We start from the raw sequence: 15,028 nt of genomic DNA on the forward strand, positions 1-15,028 counted from the left end.
CCCGCCCGGGGCGGGGGCTCCGCGGACGAAGGGACCTTCGACGCACTGCGCTCCCAACTCCAGGACGCCGCGGCGTCGTTCGCCGGCGGACCGGACGCCCTGGAGGGCATCCTGCTCGGCCTCGTCGACGACATCGACCGCGCGGTGCGCGAACCCCTGGAGATCTTCCCGGTCTGCCACCACTCCCCCGCCTCGGCCGTCGCGATGGCGCGGCGGCTCCGGGAGAAGCAGCCCAAGGTGGTCTACCTGGAGCTGTGCGAGGACATGGCGCCGCTCCTCGCCGAACTGCGCAACTGCCGGCTCCCGGTGGCGGTGCAGGCGTTCGCGAGCGAGATCGAGGGCTTCCCCGCCGACTGGGCGCCGCTGTCGGTGGTCGCCCCGATCACCGAGGCGTCCGCCGAGTACCAGGCCATCGCCTACGCCCTCGACACCCCCGGTGTCGAACTCGTCCTCGTCGACCGCTCCAGCGACCACGTCTTCCAGTGGGAGCCGCGCGACGCCGCCGCCGACGGGCCGGCCGACCCGGACGCGCCGGCGGCCGAACCGGAAGCCGCACTGCACGGCGACGCGGTCGGCGTGGAGATCGGCGACCTGCGGCCCCGGTTCGCCGAGCTGGAGGAGCACCTGCTGCGCCACGGCAAGGTCCGGCACTGGTCGGAGTGGTGGCACCAGTACGTCGAGCTGCCGCTCGGCGACGCCGACCACGACACGTACCGGCAGGTCATGCTGCTGATCGGCAGCCTGTTCCGGCGCCTCGCCCCGGGCGACGTCCGGCGGGTGCGGGTGGACGAGGACCGCGAGCGCTACATGTGGACCAGGATGCGCGAGCACCTGGCCGCCACCGGCACCGACCCCGCCGACTGCCTGTACGTCTGCGGCGCGTTCCACGCGGCCAGCCGCGTGGCCGAGTTCGGCGTCCACGGCAGTGCCGGGTTCGAGATCGGCCCGCGCACGGCCACCACGTGGCGGCACGGCCTCATCCCCTCCAGCCACGCGGCGATCGAGGCCCAGTTCGGCCTGGCCGCAGGCTCGGTGTCGATCGCCGCGACGGTGTGGACGAAGAACCTCAAGCGCACCCGGGTGCAGCCGTACCGCCTGGCGGGCGGGCCCGGCGCGAGGAAGTCGACCGCCAAGGCCCGCGGGGTCGCACCCGCGCCCGCCGTTTCGGCACCGGCCTCCGACCAGCTGTCCGGCTTCCTGCAGCGCCCGCCCGTCCTCGACGCCCTGGACGAGGCCGAACTCCTCGGCTGGTCCGTGGAGATCGTGCGCGCGGCCCGCCGCAACGGCTACCTCGCCTCCACCGCCGACGCGATCGCGGTGTTCGAGACGTCGATCCTGCTGGCCGGGTTGCGCGACCGGGCCAGGCCCACGCCGTACGACTTCCAGGACGCGGCGGTCACCTGCATCGAGAAGGACACCGTGCCGGGCCGGCGCGACGTCGCCCGGCTGGTCGAGATCATGATGGGCGGCGACCGGGTCGGCCAGGTCGGCTACGACGCGCTGCCGCCCCTCGCCCGGGACGTCCACGACCGCCTCGCCCCGCTCGGCCTCAACCTGGAGCAGCGGGGCGTGAAGCGGGCCCTGCTCGACGTCGCGTCCCGCCCCGAGCTGGAGCGGTGTTCCGACCTCCTCTGGATCCTGCGCCAACTGCTGCCGCACGAGGCCGCCCGACCGATCATGGGCGAGCGCCGGCTCGGCGAACGGCCCATCCAGGAGTCCTGGGACGTGGCGATCGGCACCCACCAGCGGGCGCTCATCGAGCTCGGCTACGAGGGCGTCAGCGTCGAACAGGTCCTGGAACAGCGCCTGCGGCGCGCCGCCAACGCGCCGCAGGCCACGGCGGGGACCGTCCTGCGGACGGTCGAGGACGCCACCCTCTACCTGCGCAGCCGGCGCCTCGCCGAGGAGCTGGGCACCCGCGCCCTGGAGGTGCTGGCCACCGAGCGCGGGGTCGACGGCGCACCGGAGGTGCTGCGCCGGGTCCGGCGGCTGCTGGCGCACTACCGGACCGCCGAGCCGGTCCTGCCCGGGTGGATCGAGTCCTTCGTCAGGACCGGGTACGCGCACTACTGCACGCTGCTGCCGACGGCGTTCGTCGACGAGGACGCGACCGTCCGCCAGGTCGCGGCGATGCTGGGCTTCCTGCTCAGCATGGAGGACCTGGCCCTGTCCCTGGGCTGCGACCGGACGCAGCTGGAACTCGCCGTCGCGCAGTCGCACCCGCAGGACCCGTCCAGGACGGCGCTGCTCTGGGCGGCCCGGGTGCAGCTCGGCGGGCTGACGCGGGCCGAGCTGCGGGAGCGGTGTGACGAACTGCTCGCCAACCCGCTGGTGCTGCCCTCCTATCCGCGGTACCTCAGCGGGTTCCTGCACGCGTTGGAGCCGGCCCCCGGACTGGCCGACTTCGTGGTGGAGGCGGTCTCCAACGCCTTCGCACGACTGCCCGACCCGGTGCTGCTGCCCTGGCTGCCGACCCTGATCGGCACGTTGCGCGCCGACGGCGCCGACCTCGCACCGCTGCTGATCCGGGAGGCCGGGCGGATCTTCCCCGGCCGGCCGGGGGCGCTGGACACCTGGGTCCCGCCGTGGCGGGCGCAGCCGGTGCCGCCCGCGGCCGGGCTCTCCCGGCGCGGCGGCCCGGTCGGCGCCGCGCTGCTCGCGGCGCACCCCGGGACGTGTGACGCGCTGGCCGGCCTGCTGGGCTGCGACGGGGGGTGGGCGCCCGCGGAGTCCGGCCCGGCGGGCGCGGCGCTGCTCGGCCGCCACCCGGACACGGCCCTCGCCCTGGCGGCGCTGCTGTCCGGGAGTTGAGCGGCCGGCGGGCCCGCCGGCCCCGGGGAGGAGGTCGGCGGGCCCGGTGGTGCAGGTTGGATCAGAACAGCACGTCGGTGCAGGAGTAGAACGCGTTCGCCGTGTCGGCGACGTCCCAGACCGCGACGATCACGTGGTGTCCGGTGCGACCGGTGGGGAGGGTCGCGGTGTGCGTGGTGGTGGCGGCCGGCTGCCGTCCGTTGTACGGGACGGTCAGGAACGGGGTGAGGTCCAGACCGGCCCGGGTGATCTTCTGGGTCGCGCTGTAACCGGGCTTGGTGAGGAAGTACCGGAAGTTGGTGGTCGAGTGCCTGGCCTCGATCTCCCAGGTGAACGTGAGCTGCTGGCCGGCCGTCACCTTCGTGGTCGGCCAGGCGCCGTTGCGCGGGTTGTCCAGGGGCGCCCAGCGCGAGTCGGCGCCCGCGCAGATGGTGTTGTCGGCGGGTCCCCTGGTCGGGAAGCCCTTCGGGCCCTCGACGCTCTGGGGCTCCCACTGGATGTCACCGCAGTTGGTGACGACGCCCGCACCGCAGAGCGCGGCGCGGCTCGGCGGCAGGTTGATGAACCCGTGCGACTGGGCCGGAACGGCCATCGCGAGCGGGACGGCGAGGGCGGCCAGGGCCGCGCCCACCATGTGGCGTTTGCGCATGGTTCTCCTCCGTGGGGGGTGGGGAGTGCGCCCGACGCAGGAAAGCGCGTGTGGGGGGGTGCGCCAGCCGTGCGGATCTTGGCATGCCTGCGCCAGGTAAGTGCCCCATACCGTAGGCATCGCCCCGCCGACCGTCAATGGTCTGGACCAGATTCACCTGTGGTCTGGACCAGCACCCCGCCGCAGGAGTCCGCCGACACGCGGCGGCCGGCCCTGCGGAACCGGCTCCGGGGTGCTCCGGGCGGCTCCGGGCCGCGCCGGGCCGCTCCCCGGGGCCGGTGTCAGTGCCGGATGGCGGGGGTGGACTCGCCGAGGGCCCGCAGCCGGTTGCGGGCGTGGAACCAGCGAAGTTCCGTCCCGCAGGCCCCGAGGATCGTGCCGAGTGCGTGGAGCATCGCCGCGTGGACGGACGTGCGGGCGACCGCCGCGAGCCCGGCGGCCGGGGAGCCGCTGTCGGCAAGGTCGGAGAGCCGGCGCGAAGGGTTCCAGCCGATGTCCGCACCCCCGTCGCCACCGGTTCCGTCCTCCCCCGTCGGCCACGGGCCGAGGGTGACACCGGCGGCGCCGAGGTGCCCGGCGACGGGGAGCCCCGCCAGTGCGGCGCTGCGGCGGACGGCGTCGACGAGCTCCGCGTCGAGTCCGAGCTCGGCCGGTGTGGCCCCCGCAGGACGCCGGACCAGGACGTCCGGCGGCACGCGCAGTCCGCTGTCCGCCGCTCCGCCCACCCGCAGCTCGCGGCCGGAGCGGTCCCGGCTCACGTCCAGCCCGAAGGCGGGGAGGAACTCGGCGAGCGCGTTCACCATGCTCACCCCGACCACCTGCCGGGCCGAACCCGCCGCGTGCTGCGGATCCTCCATGGCGGCCGCGTCGGCCAGGCGCCGGGACGGCAGCCAGTCGAGGGCCGCCAGGCCCTCGCACCGGTCGGCGGCGTCGACCGCCTCCGCGGGACGGATGCGGACACCGGGGCCCTGGTCGCCGAACGCGACCGGCAGGCCGGCGAACAGGACCGCGTCCGTGACGCGGTCGACCAGGGCGGCGTCGAGCACGCCCCGGCGCGGGTCACCGCCGGCCGGGGAGGAGGGATTGCGGTGGGAGGGAAGAGTCATCGGAGGGCGTCCTTCCGTGCGTCGGACCGCATGTCCCGCCAAGTGCCGGCCCGCCTCGGGACGGTGAACGGCCTCGGAGTGCCGGGCGCGCCCGACTGCGCGGCCGACCGAGGCCGGGGGTCCACCCGCCCTGCCGAAGTCCTCTCCACGGACGCCTCCTCGAACCTGTGCGGATGCGCGGGGCACCTGCCGGACACCCGTCGAGAGGCTACCGGCGCGCACGGACGGTTCGGCGCCGAATCCCCAAGTTGCCCCGGCCCGAAGCACACCCGCCCGACCGGTCGCCCGACCGCCCCCGACCGCCCGGCGGGACGGCGCCGCGTCCCGCCCGCGCCGTCCGCGCACGCCGGGGCGCCCACGAAGCCGATCGACGGCGCACGAAGCTTCGTGCACCACGGAACCGTCACCCCGCGACCGCTGCCCACCGGCCCGGCCGGCCCGGCACCCGCCCGCCGCCGGCCCGATCCCACGAAGAAACGACCAGGTCACAGGCTCAGCCGGTGGACCTGCACGCCCGGCACCGGAGAACCGCCCCGTCAAACCGGCGTGCGGGGGCCCGACGACGGAGGCCCGTACCACGGGGCGCCGGTGCCCCACCCTTGGCGCCGACCCCACCGGCCCCGGACGATCTCAGGTGTCCGGCCGATCACCGGCCCGCAGCAGGGCCCGCACCTGGGAGAACCCCATGTCGATCAAGCGTTTCCGCACGACCGCCGTCACCGCCGTCGCCACCGCCGCCGTCGCCGCCCTCCTCGCCGGAAGCGGGACCGCCTCCGGCGCCACCCGCGCGCTCAGCCGTTTCGACGACGGCAGCTTCGAGACGCCCAAGGTCGCGGCGAACACCTTCCAGACCCTCTCGGCCGGACAGACCATCGGGCCGTGGCAGGTCACCGCCGGTTCGGTGGACCTGATCGGCGCCGGGTTCTGGCAGGCCGCCGAGGGCGACCAGTCGGTGGACCTCAACGGGTCCAACGCGGGGACCGTCTCGCAGACCTTCACGACGACGCCCGGCACGGCCTACACGGTGACCTACTCCATCGCCGGCAACCCGGACGGCGCCCCCGTCCTGAAGACCGGTCAGGCGCGCGTGGACGGCCAGGAGTTCCAGGCGTTCTCCTTCGACGTCACCGGGAAGACGCGCGCCGCCATGGGGTACGTGACCCGGCAGTTCACCTTCGTGGCGACCAACGCCTCGACCACGCTGGCCTTCCGGAGCACCACCGCCGGCAGCAGCGCCGGACCCGTTGTGGACAACGTCCAGGTCCAGGCCTGCCAGCCCTGTCCGACCTGCGGCTGACCGGAGCCGGGGCGCGGTGGAGCCGACGGCCGGCGCCGCCGGCTCCACCGCGCCCGCGGCGGGCGGCCCGCGACGGGCGGCGGACCGTCAGGCCTTCAGGCGGTACTTGGTGGCGGTGGAGGTGATGCTGTGGCTGCAGTCCCGGTCGGTCACGGTGGCCGAGTAGGTCCACCCGGCCGGCACCTTGCACGCCCAGAGGCCGTCGACCGGAGTGCGGAGCCGGTAGGCCGGGTTGGTCGACCCGGGGCTCATGCTGCACTCCGCGCGCGCGGTGACCAGGTCGTGGACGAAGCCCGTGGCGGTCACGCAGGAGGTGACCAGGTCCCCGGGGATCCGCAGCCGGTAGGAGGCCGACTTGGAGCTCTTCACCATGCTGCAGTTGGACGTCTGCGAGGCGGTGTCGTAGACGAAACCACGCTCGGTGACGCACGAGACGAGCCCGTCCACCGGGGTGCGCAGGTGGTACAGCGGCCGGGTCCCGCAGGAGGACGAGGCGACGATCTGGTCGTAGACGTAGCCGGTCGGCACGGAACAGGACCAGGTGTCGTCCAGCCCCGAGGCGGTGGCGGACGCGACCGGGGCGGCGGCGAGCACGGGGGCGAGGGCGGCTGCGGCCGCCAGCGCGGTGCGGCCGGCGGCACGGGAGAACCTGGAGGACGTGGACTCTGCCATCACGGAACCCTTCGGCTGGATCGGCGACGGGCGGGCACCCGTTCGTCCCTCTTCTAGCACCCGCCCGGCACCCGCCGGGGGCCCGGACCGGAGGGACCGGTCCGGGCCGTCCGCGAACGTCTACCCGTCGCCCTACGTCCCGACGCCGCGCCCGGCCGGCACCCGGGCGGCGAGCAACTCGCCCAGACCCACCAGCCGGTAGCCGCGCTCGCGCAGCCCGGTGATCACCGTGGGGAGCGCCGCGACGGTCTGCGCGCGGTCCCCGCCGCCGTCGTGCATCAGCACCACCGAACCGGGACGGACCTGCCGGAACACCCGCTCGGCGATCACCTCGGGCCCGGGCAGCGCCCAGTCGTTGGTCTCCACGTCCCACAGCACCGTGGTGAGGCCCAGATCCGCCACCGTGTCCAGCAGTTCGGGACTCCGGCCGCCGTACGGGGGGCGCAGCCACGCCACCGGCCCGTCCAGACCGGCCGCCTCGGCGAGCGCCTCGGAGGTGTGGCCGAGCTGCTCACGGAGCCCGATCGGGCCGAGGTCGGGCAGGTAGGCGTGCGACCAGGAGTGGTTGCCGAGGGTGTGGCCCTCGGCGGCGGTCCGGCGCACCACGCCCGGGTGGGCCAGCACGTGCAGGCCGATGCAGAAGAACGCCGCCGGGGCGTCGTACCGGCGGAGCACGTCCAGCACCTGCGGGGTGAACTCCGGGTCCGGGCCGTCGTCGAAGGTCAGCGCCACCATCGGCGCGGACCCGGCCCCGGTCCCGGCGGCCCCACCGTCCGCCTCCGTCCGGCGGACCGGTCCGCCCAGCAGGAGCCGGCCCTCCGCCGCGAGCCGCCGCTCGACCGGACCGGACGCCCTCTCCGCGGCGGTGATCCCCTCCTCGCGCCCGCTCATCGTCCAGCCCCCGGATCCCAGCGCGACGAGCGCCTCCGGCCGGGAGCGGCCGAGTTCGGCGAGTGCCTCCGCCGTCACCCGACCGTCCGTCAGGACCGGCGGGTCGGCCCGGAACACCGTGACCCCGGCGGCGGCGAGGGAACCGTCGAAGATCCCGTTGCCACTGTCGACGACCACCGCGAAACCGTCCGGCGCGAGCTGCGCCAGCTCGACCAGCCGCGCCACCGGCCTCTCCAGGACGCAGTGTTCGTACACCTCGACCGTCGCCGGACGGCTGACCGCCGTGTCCAGCACGGCGATCCGATAGCCGTCCCGCGTCAGACCCACACCCGCGAATCGCATGCTCCCGCCCCTCCCTCGGGCCTCGCCGGACCGGTCCACCCGGCCCGGCGAGGCTCCCGGTGACTGCTGATGACTGCTGGAGACCGCCCGTTCCACCGGTACCGCCCACGATTGCCGGGCAGCACAACTCCCGTCCCCCACAAGCCCCGACGGCAGGAAGCCCGATCATACGGACGAGCGGCCTCCGCGACGAGACACCCGGACCGGCAGTTCCGCCGCGTCAGCGGGTGCGGGAGCGGCGACGGGAGCGGCGGCGGGACGCCCCGACGGGGCCCGCGGTCACGGCCCGGAGACCTCTCGGCGGCAGCCGCGTTAGCACGAACCTCCCCCTCCGCGTGACGGGTTCTCCGGGATACCGCCCGCATTGGCGAACTGCGCGCGGCCTGCGGTTCGGTGGGGCCGGGGCACGGTAAACCTGGTGCCAACACCGCCCCGGACGCCGGAACCCGGGCCGGTCCGCGGTGCGCCGGCCCCGCACGTCCCGCCCCCTACCCTTCCGACCGTTTAGAGGATGCCGAATGCTTGGTGCTGGATCGTCACCCGGAGGCCGGCGCTCCGCTCCCGTACTCGTCTGGCTCGTCCCCGCCCTCGTGACGGCGACCGTCGCCGTCCTCGCCGTGTCCACGGCCTCCCCCGGCTCCCGCGTCGCGGTCGGCTGGTGCGCGGCGGTGGGCACGCTGTCCGTGGCCCTGGTGGCCGCCGAGGCCGTCCGCCGGGGCCGGGCGACGGAGGCCCTGCGTGAACGGTGCGCCCAGCGGGAGGACGAGCTGCGCCGCCGGCTGTCCCGGCAGGAGGCCGAGACCGTCCGGCTGGCCCGGATCGGCCTGCCCGACGCGGTGATCCGCCTCCAGCGCGGCGAGTCCCTGGACGACGTCGTCACCGCGAACGAACCGCAGGACATCCTCGTCGGGCCGGAGTTCCGGGTCGCCCAACAGACGCTCCTGCGCGCCGTGCTGGAGACCGTCGACACCGAGGAGGGCATGCGCGAGTCCGCCCAGCGGGCCTTCGTCAACATCGCCCGCCGGGTCCAGGCGATCGTCCACCGGCAGGCCCACGAGCTGCGCGGCATGGAGCACCGGCACGGCAACGACCCCGCCGTCTTCGACGACCTGCTGCTCCTGGACCACGGCAACGCGCTGATCGGCCGCCTCGCGGACAGCATCGCCGTCCTCGGCGGCGCGCGCCCCGGCCGCCAGTGGAACAAGGCGGTTCCGCTGTACAGCCTGCTGCGCGGCGGTATGTCCCGGATCCTCGACTACCAGCGGGTGGAGCTGCACCCGGTGTCCGACGTCGCCGTCGTCGGACCGGCCGTCGAACCGCTCATCCACGCGGTCGCCGAACTGCTGGACAACGCCACCCGCTACTCCCCGCCGCACACCAACGTGCACCTGACCGCCGTCGAGGTGCAGACCGGCATCGCGATCGAGATCGAGGACGGCGGCCTCAGCCTGAGCGAGGAGGGCCGCGCCCGCGCCGAACGGATGCTCCGGGAGGCACAGGCCGGCATCGACCTCAACGACCTCGGCGAAACCCCCCGGCTCGGCCTGGCCGTGGTCGGCCGGCTCTCGCGGGCCTACGGCTTCCAGGTCTCGCTGCGCCCGTCCGCGTACGGCGGGGTGCGCGCCGTGCTGATCGTGCCGCAGGAGCTGATCACCACCGCACCCGCCACCGGGCGCGCCCACGGCATCGGCGTCACGGGCTCCTCCGGGCCGCCGCCGGTGGACGACCGCCGGCCGCACACCGGGCCGGCCCGGCGGGCCGGGTCCGGAGCGTACCCGGCGGGGGACGAGGCCCCGGTGGTGAGCGAGCGGACCGCGAACGGCCTGCCCAGGCGGCGACGCCACGCCGCTCCCTCCCGGACCGTCACCCCCGCCCCCGTCCGGGGCGCCGCCCCCGCACCGTCCCGGAACGGGGTCCCCGCGGCCTCCCGCACCGGCGGCGCTCCCCCACCACCTCCCCGGGCGGCCGCCGAACCCCCGGGCGGGGCGGTGCAGCCCGGCCTGTGGCTCGCCGCCTTCCACGACGGAGTGAACGGGACCTCACCGTCCGCCGGACCGGCGGGCCACAGCAGCGACGAGTCGGCGGGGAGGGACGAGCGGTGATCAGCCAACGAACCAACATGGACTGGATGCTGAAGCAACTGGCGGAGGAGGTGCCGCACGTCCGCAACGTCGTCGTGCTCTCCGCCGACGGTCTGCGGATGGCCCAGCACGGGACCGAGACCGACACCGCCGACCGCCTCGCCGCCGCCTGCGCGGGTCTGCAGAGCCTCGCCGCCGCCGTGGGGCACGAGTTCCCGCACGGCGACGGCCGGATGCGGCTCGTCGTGATCGAGATGGGCGGCGGGTTCTTCTACCTGATGGCGGCCGGCGCCCGGGCGTACCTGGCGGTGCTGGCTGACGAGGGCGTCGACGCCGGCCTCATGGGCCAGCGGATGCGGGACCTGGTCGCCCGGATCGGCGAGCATCTCAGTACGCCTCCGCGCAGGGGTGAGCCCGTCGTATGAGCACAGCCGACCAGGACTGGGGCGACGAGGCCCCGGAACGCCTCTACGTGATCACGCGCGGCCGCGGTGGTCCGGCCGGACGTACCGCGTTCGACCTGGTCACCCTGATCGTCTCCCGCTCGGAGCCGACGCCGACCATGCCGCCGGAGCACGCCGCGATCCTGCGGATCTGCGGGTCGCCGCTGTCCGTCGCCGAGATCTCCGCCTACCTGCGGCTGCCGGTCAGCGCGGTCACCGTGCTGCTGGCGGACCTCCTCGACGAGGAGAGGATCGAGGCCCGCGCCTCCGTCCCGGCCGCGCTTCTCCCCGACCGTGCCCTCTTGGAGGCGGTGATGCATGGACTTCAGAGGCTCTGAGACGGTGCTGGGGCCGGCGAGCGCCGATCTGCTCCCGGACTCGGCCGCCGCGGCGGTCAAGGTGGTGGTCGTCGGCGGCTTCGGCGTCGGCAAGACCACCCTGGTCGGCTCGGTGAGCGAGATCCGCCCGCTGACCACCGAGGAGACCATGACCGAGGCCGGCGCGGACGTCGACGACATCGCCGGCGTCGAGCGCAAGTCCTCCACCACGGTCGCGATGGACTTCGGCCGCATCAGCATCAGCGAGGAACTGGTGCTGTACCTGTTCGGCACCCCGGGCCAGGAACGGTTCTGGTTCCTGTGGAACGGCCTGTTCGAGGGTGCGCTCGGCGCCGTCGTCCTGGTCGACACCCGGCGACTGGAGATCAGCTTCGACGTGATCGGGCGGTTGGAGGACCGCGGCGTGCCCTTCGTGGTCGCGGCCAACGTCTTCCCCGAGTCGCCCACGTACGCGCAGGAGGAGCTGAGGCTCGCACTCGACCTGCCGGTCGACGTGCCGATCGTGGCCTGCGACGCGCGGGTCCGCGAATCCGGCCGGGACGTGCTGCTCGCCCTGATGCACTACCTGTACGACCTCGCGGGCCCGTCGCCGGTGCGATGACCGCGCCGGTCCGGCCGGGTGCTCACCGCCCGGACCGGCCGGACCGCCGCCCGTCGTCGCCGGCTCCCCGCCACCGCCCCCTCCTCGTCTGCCGACCACTCCCGGAGCCACCGTGACCAGCCCGTTCCCCGACGACGCCGCCCTCGCCCCGCCGAGCGGCTGCCCCGCCCACCGGCCCGGCTCCGACCTCCCGGGCGTCCTGGACGTCCCGGACCCCCAGGGCGTCCAGGGCTCCCAGGGCCTTCAGGACCTCGGGATCGAGAGCCTCGGGCTGCAGCAGACCGGACCGCCGGACCGCGGACTGCGGGACCTCGGGCTCCGGGCGTTCGCCCCCGCCGGCCTCCGGCGGCTCTACGGCCCGGAGGCCGAGGCGGACCCCGCGGGCCTGTACGAGCGGCTGCGCGCCGAACACGGCGAGGTCGCTCCCGTCCTCCTCCACGGCGACCTCCCGGCCTGGCTGGTCCTCGGCCACTCCGCCAACCTCACCGTCATGCGCACCCCCTCCCGGTTCTCCCGGGACTCCCGCCGCTGGACGGCGTTCCAGGAGGGCCTGGTCGCACCCGACTCCCCGCTGATGCCGGTGATCGCCTGGCAACCGCTCTGCGTGTTCGCTGACGGCGCGGAGCACCGGCGCCTGCGCGAGGCCCTCAACGACGGCCTCAACGGCTTCGACCGGCGCGGCATCCGCCGCTACGTCACCCGGTTCACCGACCAACTGGTCCGGGAGTTCGGCCCGGCCGGGCACGCCGAACTCGTCACCCGGTTCGCCGAGCACCTGCCGATGCTGGTGTTGACCCAGCTGGTCGGGATGCCCGAGGAGTACGGACCGCGTCTGGTCGACGCCGCCCGGGACCTGATGAAGGGCACCGAGACGGCCATCGCCAGCAACGACTACGTCGTGGCCTCGCTGCGCCGGACGATGGAGCGCAAACGCATCACCCCCGGCCCCGACCTCGTCTCACGGCTGATGGCCCACCCCGCCGGGCTCACCGACGACGAGGTGCTGGAACACCTGCGGGTGGTCCTGCTCGCGGCGAACGAGACGACCGTCAACCTGATCGCGGACACCCTGAAGCTCATCCTGACCGACGAGCGGTTCCGCGCCCACCTGTCCGGCGGACACATGACCGTCCCGGACGCCCTGGACCAGGTCCTCTGGGACTCGGCCCCGATGTCGCTCGTCGCGGGCCGCTGGGCCACCGGCGACACGGAGCTCGGCGGCCAGCGGATCAAGGCCGGCGACATGCTGCTGCTGGGCCTCGCCGCCGGGAACGTCGACCCTGTCGTCCGCCCCGACCTGGCCAAGCCGCTGCACGGCAACCGCTCCCACCTGGCGTTCGGCAGCGGCCCGCACGAGTGCCCCGGACAGGACGTCGGCCGGGCCATCGCCGACACCGGGATCGACATCCTGCTGACCCGTCTGCCGGACCTCCAGCTCGCCGTCGACGAGTCCGAGCTGACGTGGACCTCGGCGTGGCTCTCCCGCCATCTGGTCGCGCTGCCCGTGGAGTTCACCCCGCGGACCGACCTGCCCGAGCCGCTGGCCCCCACGCCCGTGACCGCGCCCGTGACGACCGCCACCGCCGCCGGGACCGCCGCCGGGGTTGCGTCGCCCACCGGCACGGGGAGCGAAGAGAGCACCGAGAGCACGGACGGCGCGACGGCGGACGTCCGGGCGCACGCCGGGGTGCCCGTGCAGCCGGCCTCGCCGGCCGGGGACGGGCTGTCACCGGCGTCCACCGCGTCGGCCCCCGTCCCGCGGCAGCGACGCGGCTGGTGGAGCCTCCTGACCGGACTGATCCGGCGGTGAGGGCGACGGCCACCGCCACGACTCCTCCCGCACGACCACTGGTTGTCGCGGCAGGCGGGGCATAACCTCACCCCGAGGGTGCAGGTATCTCTGGGGGGGACGATGACGGTTGCCACTGTCGGGATCCTGGGGTTCGCCCTGGGGTGTCTGGTCGCGGCGGCGGTGCTGCGGAACCAGGCCGTCGGCGCTGCCCGGCGGGCCGGCGAGTCGGCCGACGCAGCCGCCCGTTCGGCCGCCGAGTCGGCCGCCGCAGCCGCTGCGGCGCAGCAGCCCGCGCCGGTGAAGGGTCGCAGGACCCCGCCGGGCAAGGCGGTGAGCCCGACGACCAGGCCGACCTCCAAGCCCACCTCCGAACCTGCGTCCAAAGCCGCGCCCGCGAAGGCCCCCAAGCCCGCGCCCGCGCCCGCCTCCGAACCCAGGCCCGCGCGGGCCGGGAGCAGCGAGCCGGCGGCGGAGTCACCGCCCCCCGAGGACTCCCCGGTCACGGACGACGGGCTGCCCCGGCTCGACCGCGTCCCCGTCCCGCGGGACCGGCCGGGCCCGGTGCCCCGGCGCCGGGAGGGGGAACGGCACCACTACTCCGGGGTGTGGGACAAGCCGACCGAACGGGAGTTCCCCATCGAACGGCCCGAACCCGAGGCCGTGACGATCGCCCTGGTCGAGGCCTCCGCCGAGCACGGGCACGTCACCATCACCCCGATGACGCGCACCCCGACCCGGGTGGAGACCCATGCGAACCTGCTGTTCCACTACTCCGCGACCGAGCGCGGCACGGCGCGCACGGTGGTGTCGCGGGACGTCACCCACCTCAAGGTCGAGAGCAGCGGCGACTGCGAGTGGTCCGTCCGGCTGTTCGGGCCCTCCGAGATCGACGAGCTGCTCCGCGAGCGCGACGGCTCCGGCGACGCCGTCCTCATGGTCCGCCCGGACGCCCCCGCCGAGCTCGTCGTCCACGTCAACTCCTCCTCCTGGCAGGTGAGGTTCGTCTGCGGCTGCTGGCGGGCGGACCGGTACGGCACCTGCAAGTGCCCGCTTCCGCCGGGCTGGACCAGCAGGGGTTCGACGTTCGCGAGTGCGAGCGGCGAGGCCATGCGGACCGTCGCGGTGCCCCGTCCCGGCCTGCTGGTCCTGAGGACGTCGGAGCCGACCGACCCGTGGCGCCTGCACCTGCGCCCCCGCGGCCCGGAGCAGGAGGACGAGTGACACCGCACCCGTACCGCGGCGGCCCGGGGCGTACCCGCGCGGAGTGCCCGGAGGGAGGCGGGGTCCGAGGTCGGAGTCGCCCGGAGCGCGGGTGCGGTCCGGATCGGGTGCCGGCCCGAGCGGCGTCACCCACCTGACCCTCGCCCGGCCCCGACCCGGTGGCGGGCGGCGTTCGAGGCGGGGTGGTCGACGGCGGGGCGGTCGACGGCGGGGCAGGCGGTCCGGTGGTCCCGCGCCCGGGGCACGCTCCGTGCGCGTCCTTTCACGCCCTGCCCGGCCGGCGCCTCGGTTCCTAGGGTGGGAGCGCATGGCCGTGACGGTCCGTCGCGGCCCGCGCCGACGAAGGGGAACCGCCCGTGCAACGCCGAACCGTCGCCGCCGCCCTCACCGCCGTGCTCGCCCTGGGCACGGCCGGTCTCATCGCGCCCCAGGGCGCAGCCGCCGCCGTCCCCGGAGGCTGCGCCCACACCTCGTCGAGCCACCGCCCGGTGCTCAGCCAGGGCTCGACCGGCGCCGCCGTCAAGCAGGCGCAGTGCCTGACCAACGTCTGGGGCGGCGTCCCGAAGCTGGTGGTGGACGGCGTCTTCGGCCCCGCGACCCGCACCAAGATCAAGTGGATCCAGGGCTGTCACGGCCTCGCCAGGGACGGGATCGTCGGCCCGGCCACCTGGAACGCCCTCTACAACCCCGTGCCCGACTGCTACGACCCCTACCCCGGCTGATCCCGCCCACCGGGTCGCGGGCCCGGTGCACCGGGCCCGTCACGTGTGCCGGGCCGGTGCAC

General features: G+C 75.0%; 13 protein-coding genes. 9 read left to right on the forward strand and 4 right to left on the reverse strand.

What is annotated here, in order from left to right; all coding sequences use genetic code 11:
• The first annotated feature begins 45 nt into the window (after window positions 1-45).
• Window positions 46-2,811 carry a hypothetical protein gene (locus ACFWOG_RS19220; RefSeq protein WP_380359808.1) on the forward strand — a complete coding sequence of 922 codons (2,766 nt, stop codon included), beginning with the start codon at window positions 46-48 and terminating at the stop codon, window positions 2,809-2,811.
• 61 nt (window positions 2,812-2,872) lie between these two features.
• On the opposite strand, the gene ACFWOG_RS19225 is transcribed toward ACFWOG_RS19220, so the two are convergent.
• Entirely contained in the window at window positions 2,873-3,460 is a 588-nt protein-coding gene (locus tag ACFWOG_RS19225) for a lytic polysaccharide monooxygenase (RefSeq protein WP_329876479.1), read from the reverse strand.
• 281 nt (window positions 3,461-3,741) lie between these two features.
• The gene (locus ACFWOG_RS19230) at window positions 3,742-4,566 is read right to left on the reverse strand and encodes a hypothetical protein (protein ID WP_329876477.1); all 825 of its coding nucleotides are present in this window, start codon (window positions 4,564-4,566) and stop codon (window positions 3,742-3,744) included.
• 685 nt (window positions 4,567-5,251) lie between these two features.
• Between ACFWOG_RS19230 and ACFWOG_RS19235 the strand changes: the two genes are divergently transcribed.
• Window positions 5,252-5,863 (forward strand): choice-of-anchor C family protein, encoded by a 612-nt coding sequence (locus ACFWOG_RS19235; RefSeq protein ID WP_329876475.1) that lies wholly within the window; start codon window positions 5,252-5,254, stop codon window positions 5,861-5,863.
• Window positions 5,864-5,950: 87 nt separating this feature from the next.
• Here ACFWOG_RS19235 and ACFWOG_RS19240 read toward each other — a convergent pair whose 3' ends face one another.
• Both ACFWOG_RS19240 and ACFWOG_RS19245 read right to left on the reverse strand, forming a co-directional pair.
• Window positions 5,951-6,535 (reverse strand): hypothetical protein, encoded by a 585-nt coding sequence (locus ACFWOG_RS19240; protein ID WP_329951220.1) that lies wholly within the window; start codon window positions 6,533-6,535, stop codon window positions 5,951-5,953.
• A 132-nt stretch (window positions 6,536-6,667) separates the two neighbouring features.
• Window positions 6,668-7,768 (reverse strand): polysaccharide deacetylase family protein, encoded by a 1,101-nt coding sequence (locus ACFWOG_RS19245; RefSeq protein ID WP_380359795.1) that lies wholly within the window; start codon window positions 7,766-7,768, stop codon window positions 6,668-6,670.
• Between the two features lie 518 nt (window positions 7,769-8,286).
• On the opposite strand from ACFWOG_RS19245, the gene ACFWOG_RS19250 reads away from it, so the two are divergent.
• The 7 genes from ACFWOG_RS19250 to ACFWOG_RS19280 all read left to right on the forward strand — a co-directional run bounded on the left by ACFWOG_RS19250 (window position 8,287) and on the right by ACFWOG_RS19280 (window position 14,966).
• Entirely contained in the window at window positions 8,287-9,870 is a 1,584-nt protein-coding gene (locus ACFWOG_RS19250; protein WP_380359797.1) for an ATP-binding protein, read from the forward strand.
• Window positions 9,867-10,274: a roadblock/LC7 domain-containing protein gene (locus tag ACFWOG_RS19255; protein ID WP_355405750.1), complete on the forward strand. Its 408-nt coding sequence runs from the start codon at window positions 9,867-9,869 to the stop codon at window positions 10,272-10,274. Before ACFWOG_RS19250 ends, ACFWOG_RS19255 begins: the two co-directional genes overlap by 4 nt.
• Window positions 10,271-10,630, forward strand: coding sequence for a DUF742 domain-containing protein (locus ACFWOG_RS19260; protein WP_329876465.1), 360 nt, complete (start codon window positions 10,271-10,273; stop codon window positions 10,628-10,630). Before ACFWOG_RS19255 ends, ACFWOG_RS19260 begins: the two co-directional genes overlap by 4 nt.
• Window positions 10,611-11,231: an ATP/GTP-binding protein gene (locus ACFWOG_RS19265; protein ID WP_329876462.1), complete on the forward strand. Its 621-nt coding sequence runs from the start codon at window positions 10,611-10,613 to the stop codon at window positions 11,229-11,231. Before ACFWOG_RS19260 ends, ACFWOG_RS19265 begins: the two co-directional genes overlap by 20 nt.
• 301 nt (window positions 11,232-11,532) lie before the next feature.
• Window positions 11,533-13,041 carry a cytochrome P450 gene (locus ACFWOG_RS19270; protein ID WP_380359810.1) on the forward strand — a complete coding sequence of 503 codons (1,509 nt, stop codon included), beginning with the start codon at window positions 11,533-11,535 and terminating at the stop codon, window positions 13,039-13,041.
• A gap of 102 nt (window positions 13,042-13,143) precedes the next feature.
• On the forward strand, window positions 13,144-14,244 hold the full coding sequence (locus ACFWOG_RS19275) for a hypothetical protein (protein ID WP_380359800.1): 1,101 nt from the start codon (window positions 13,144-13,146) through the stop codon (window positions 14,242-14,244).
• A gap of 356 nt (window positions 14,245-14,600) precedes the next feature.
• Window positions 14,601-14,966 (forward strand): peptidoglycan-binding protein, encoded by a 366-nt coding sequence (locus ACFWOG_RS19280; protein ID WP_380359802.1) that lies wholly within the window; start codon window positions 14,601-14,603, stop codon window positions 14,964-14,966.
• Window positions 14,967-15,028: the final 62 nt, after the last annotated feature.

The organism is Kitasatospora sp. NPDC058406 (genome assembly GCF_042722765.1).
In the GTDB taxonomy this organism is placed as follows: domain Bacteria; phylum Actinomycetota; class Actinomycetes; order Streptomycetales; family Streptomycetaceae; genus Kitasatospora.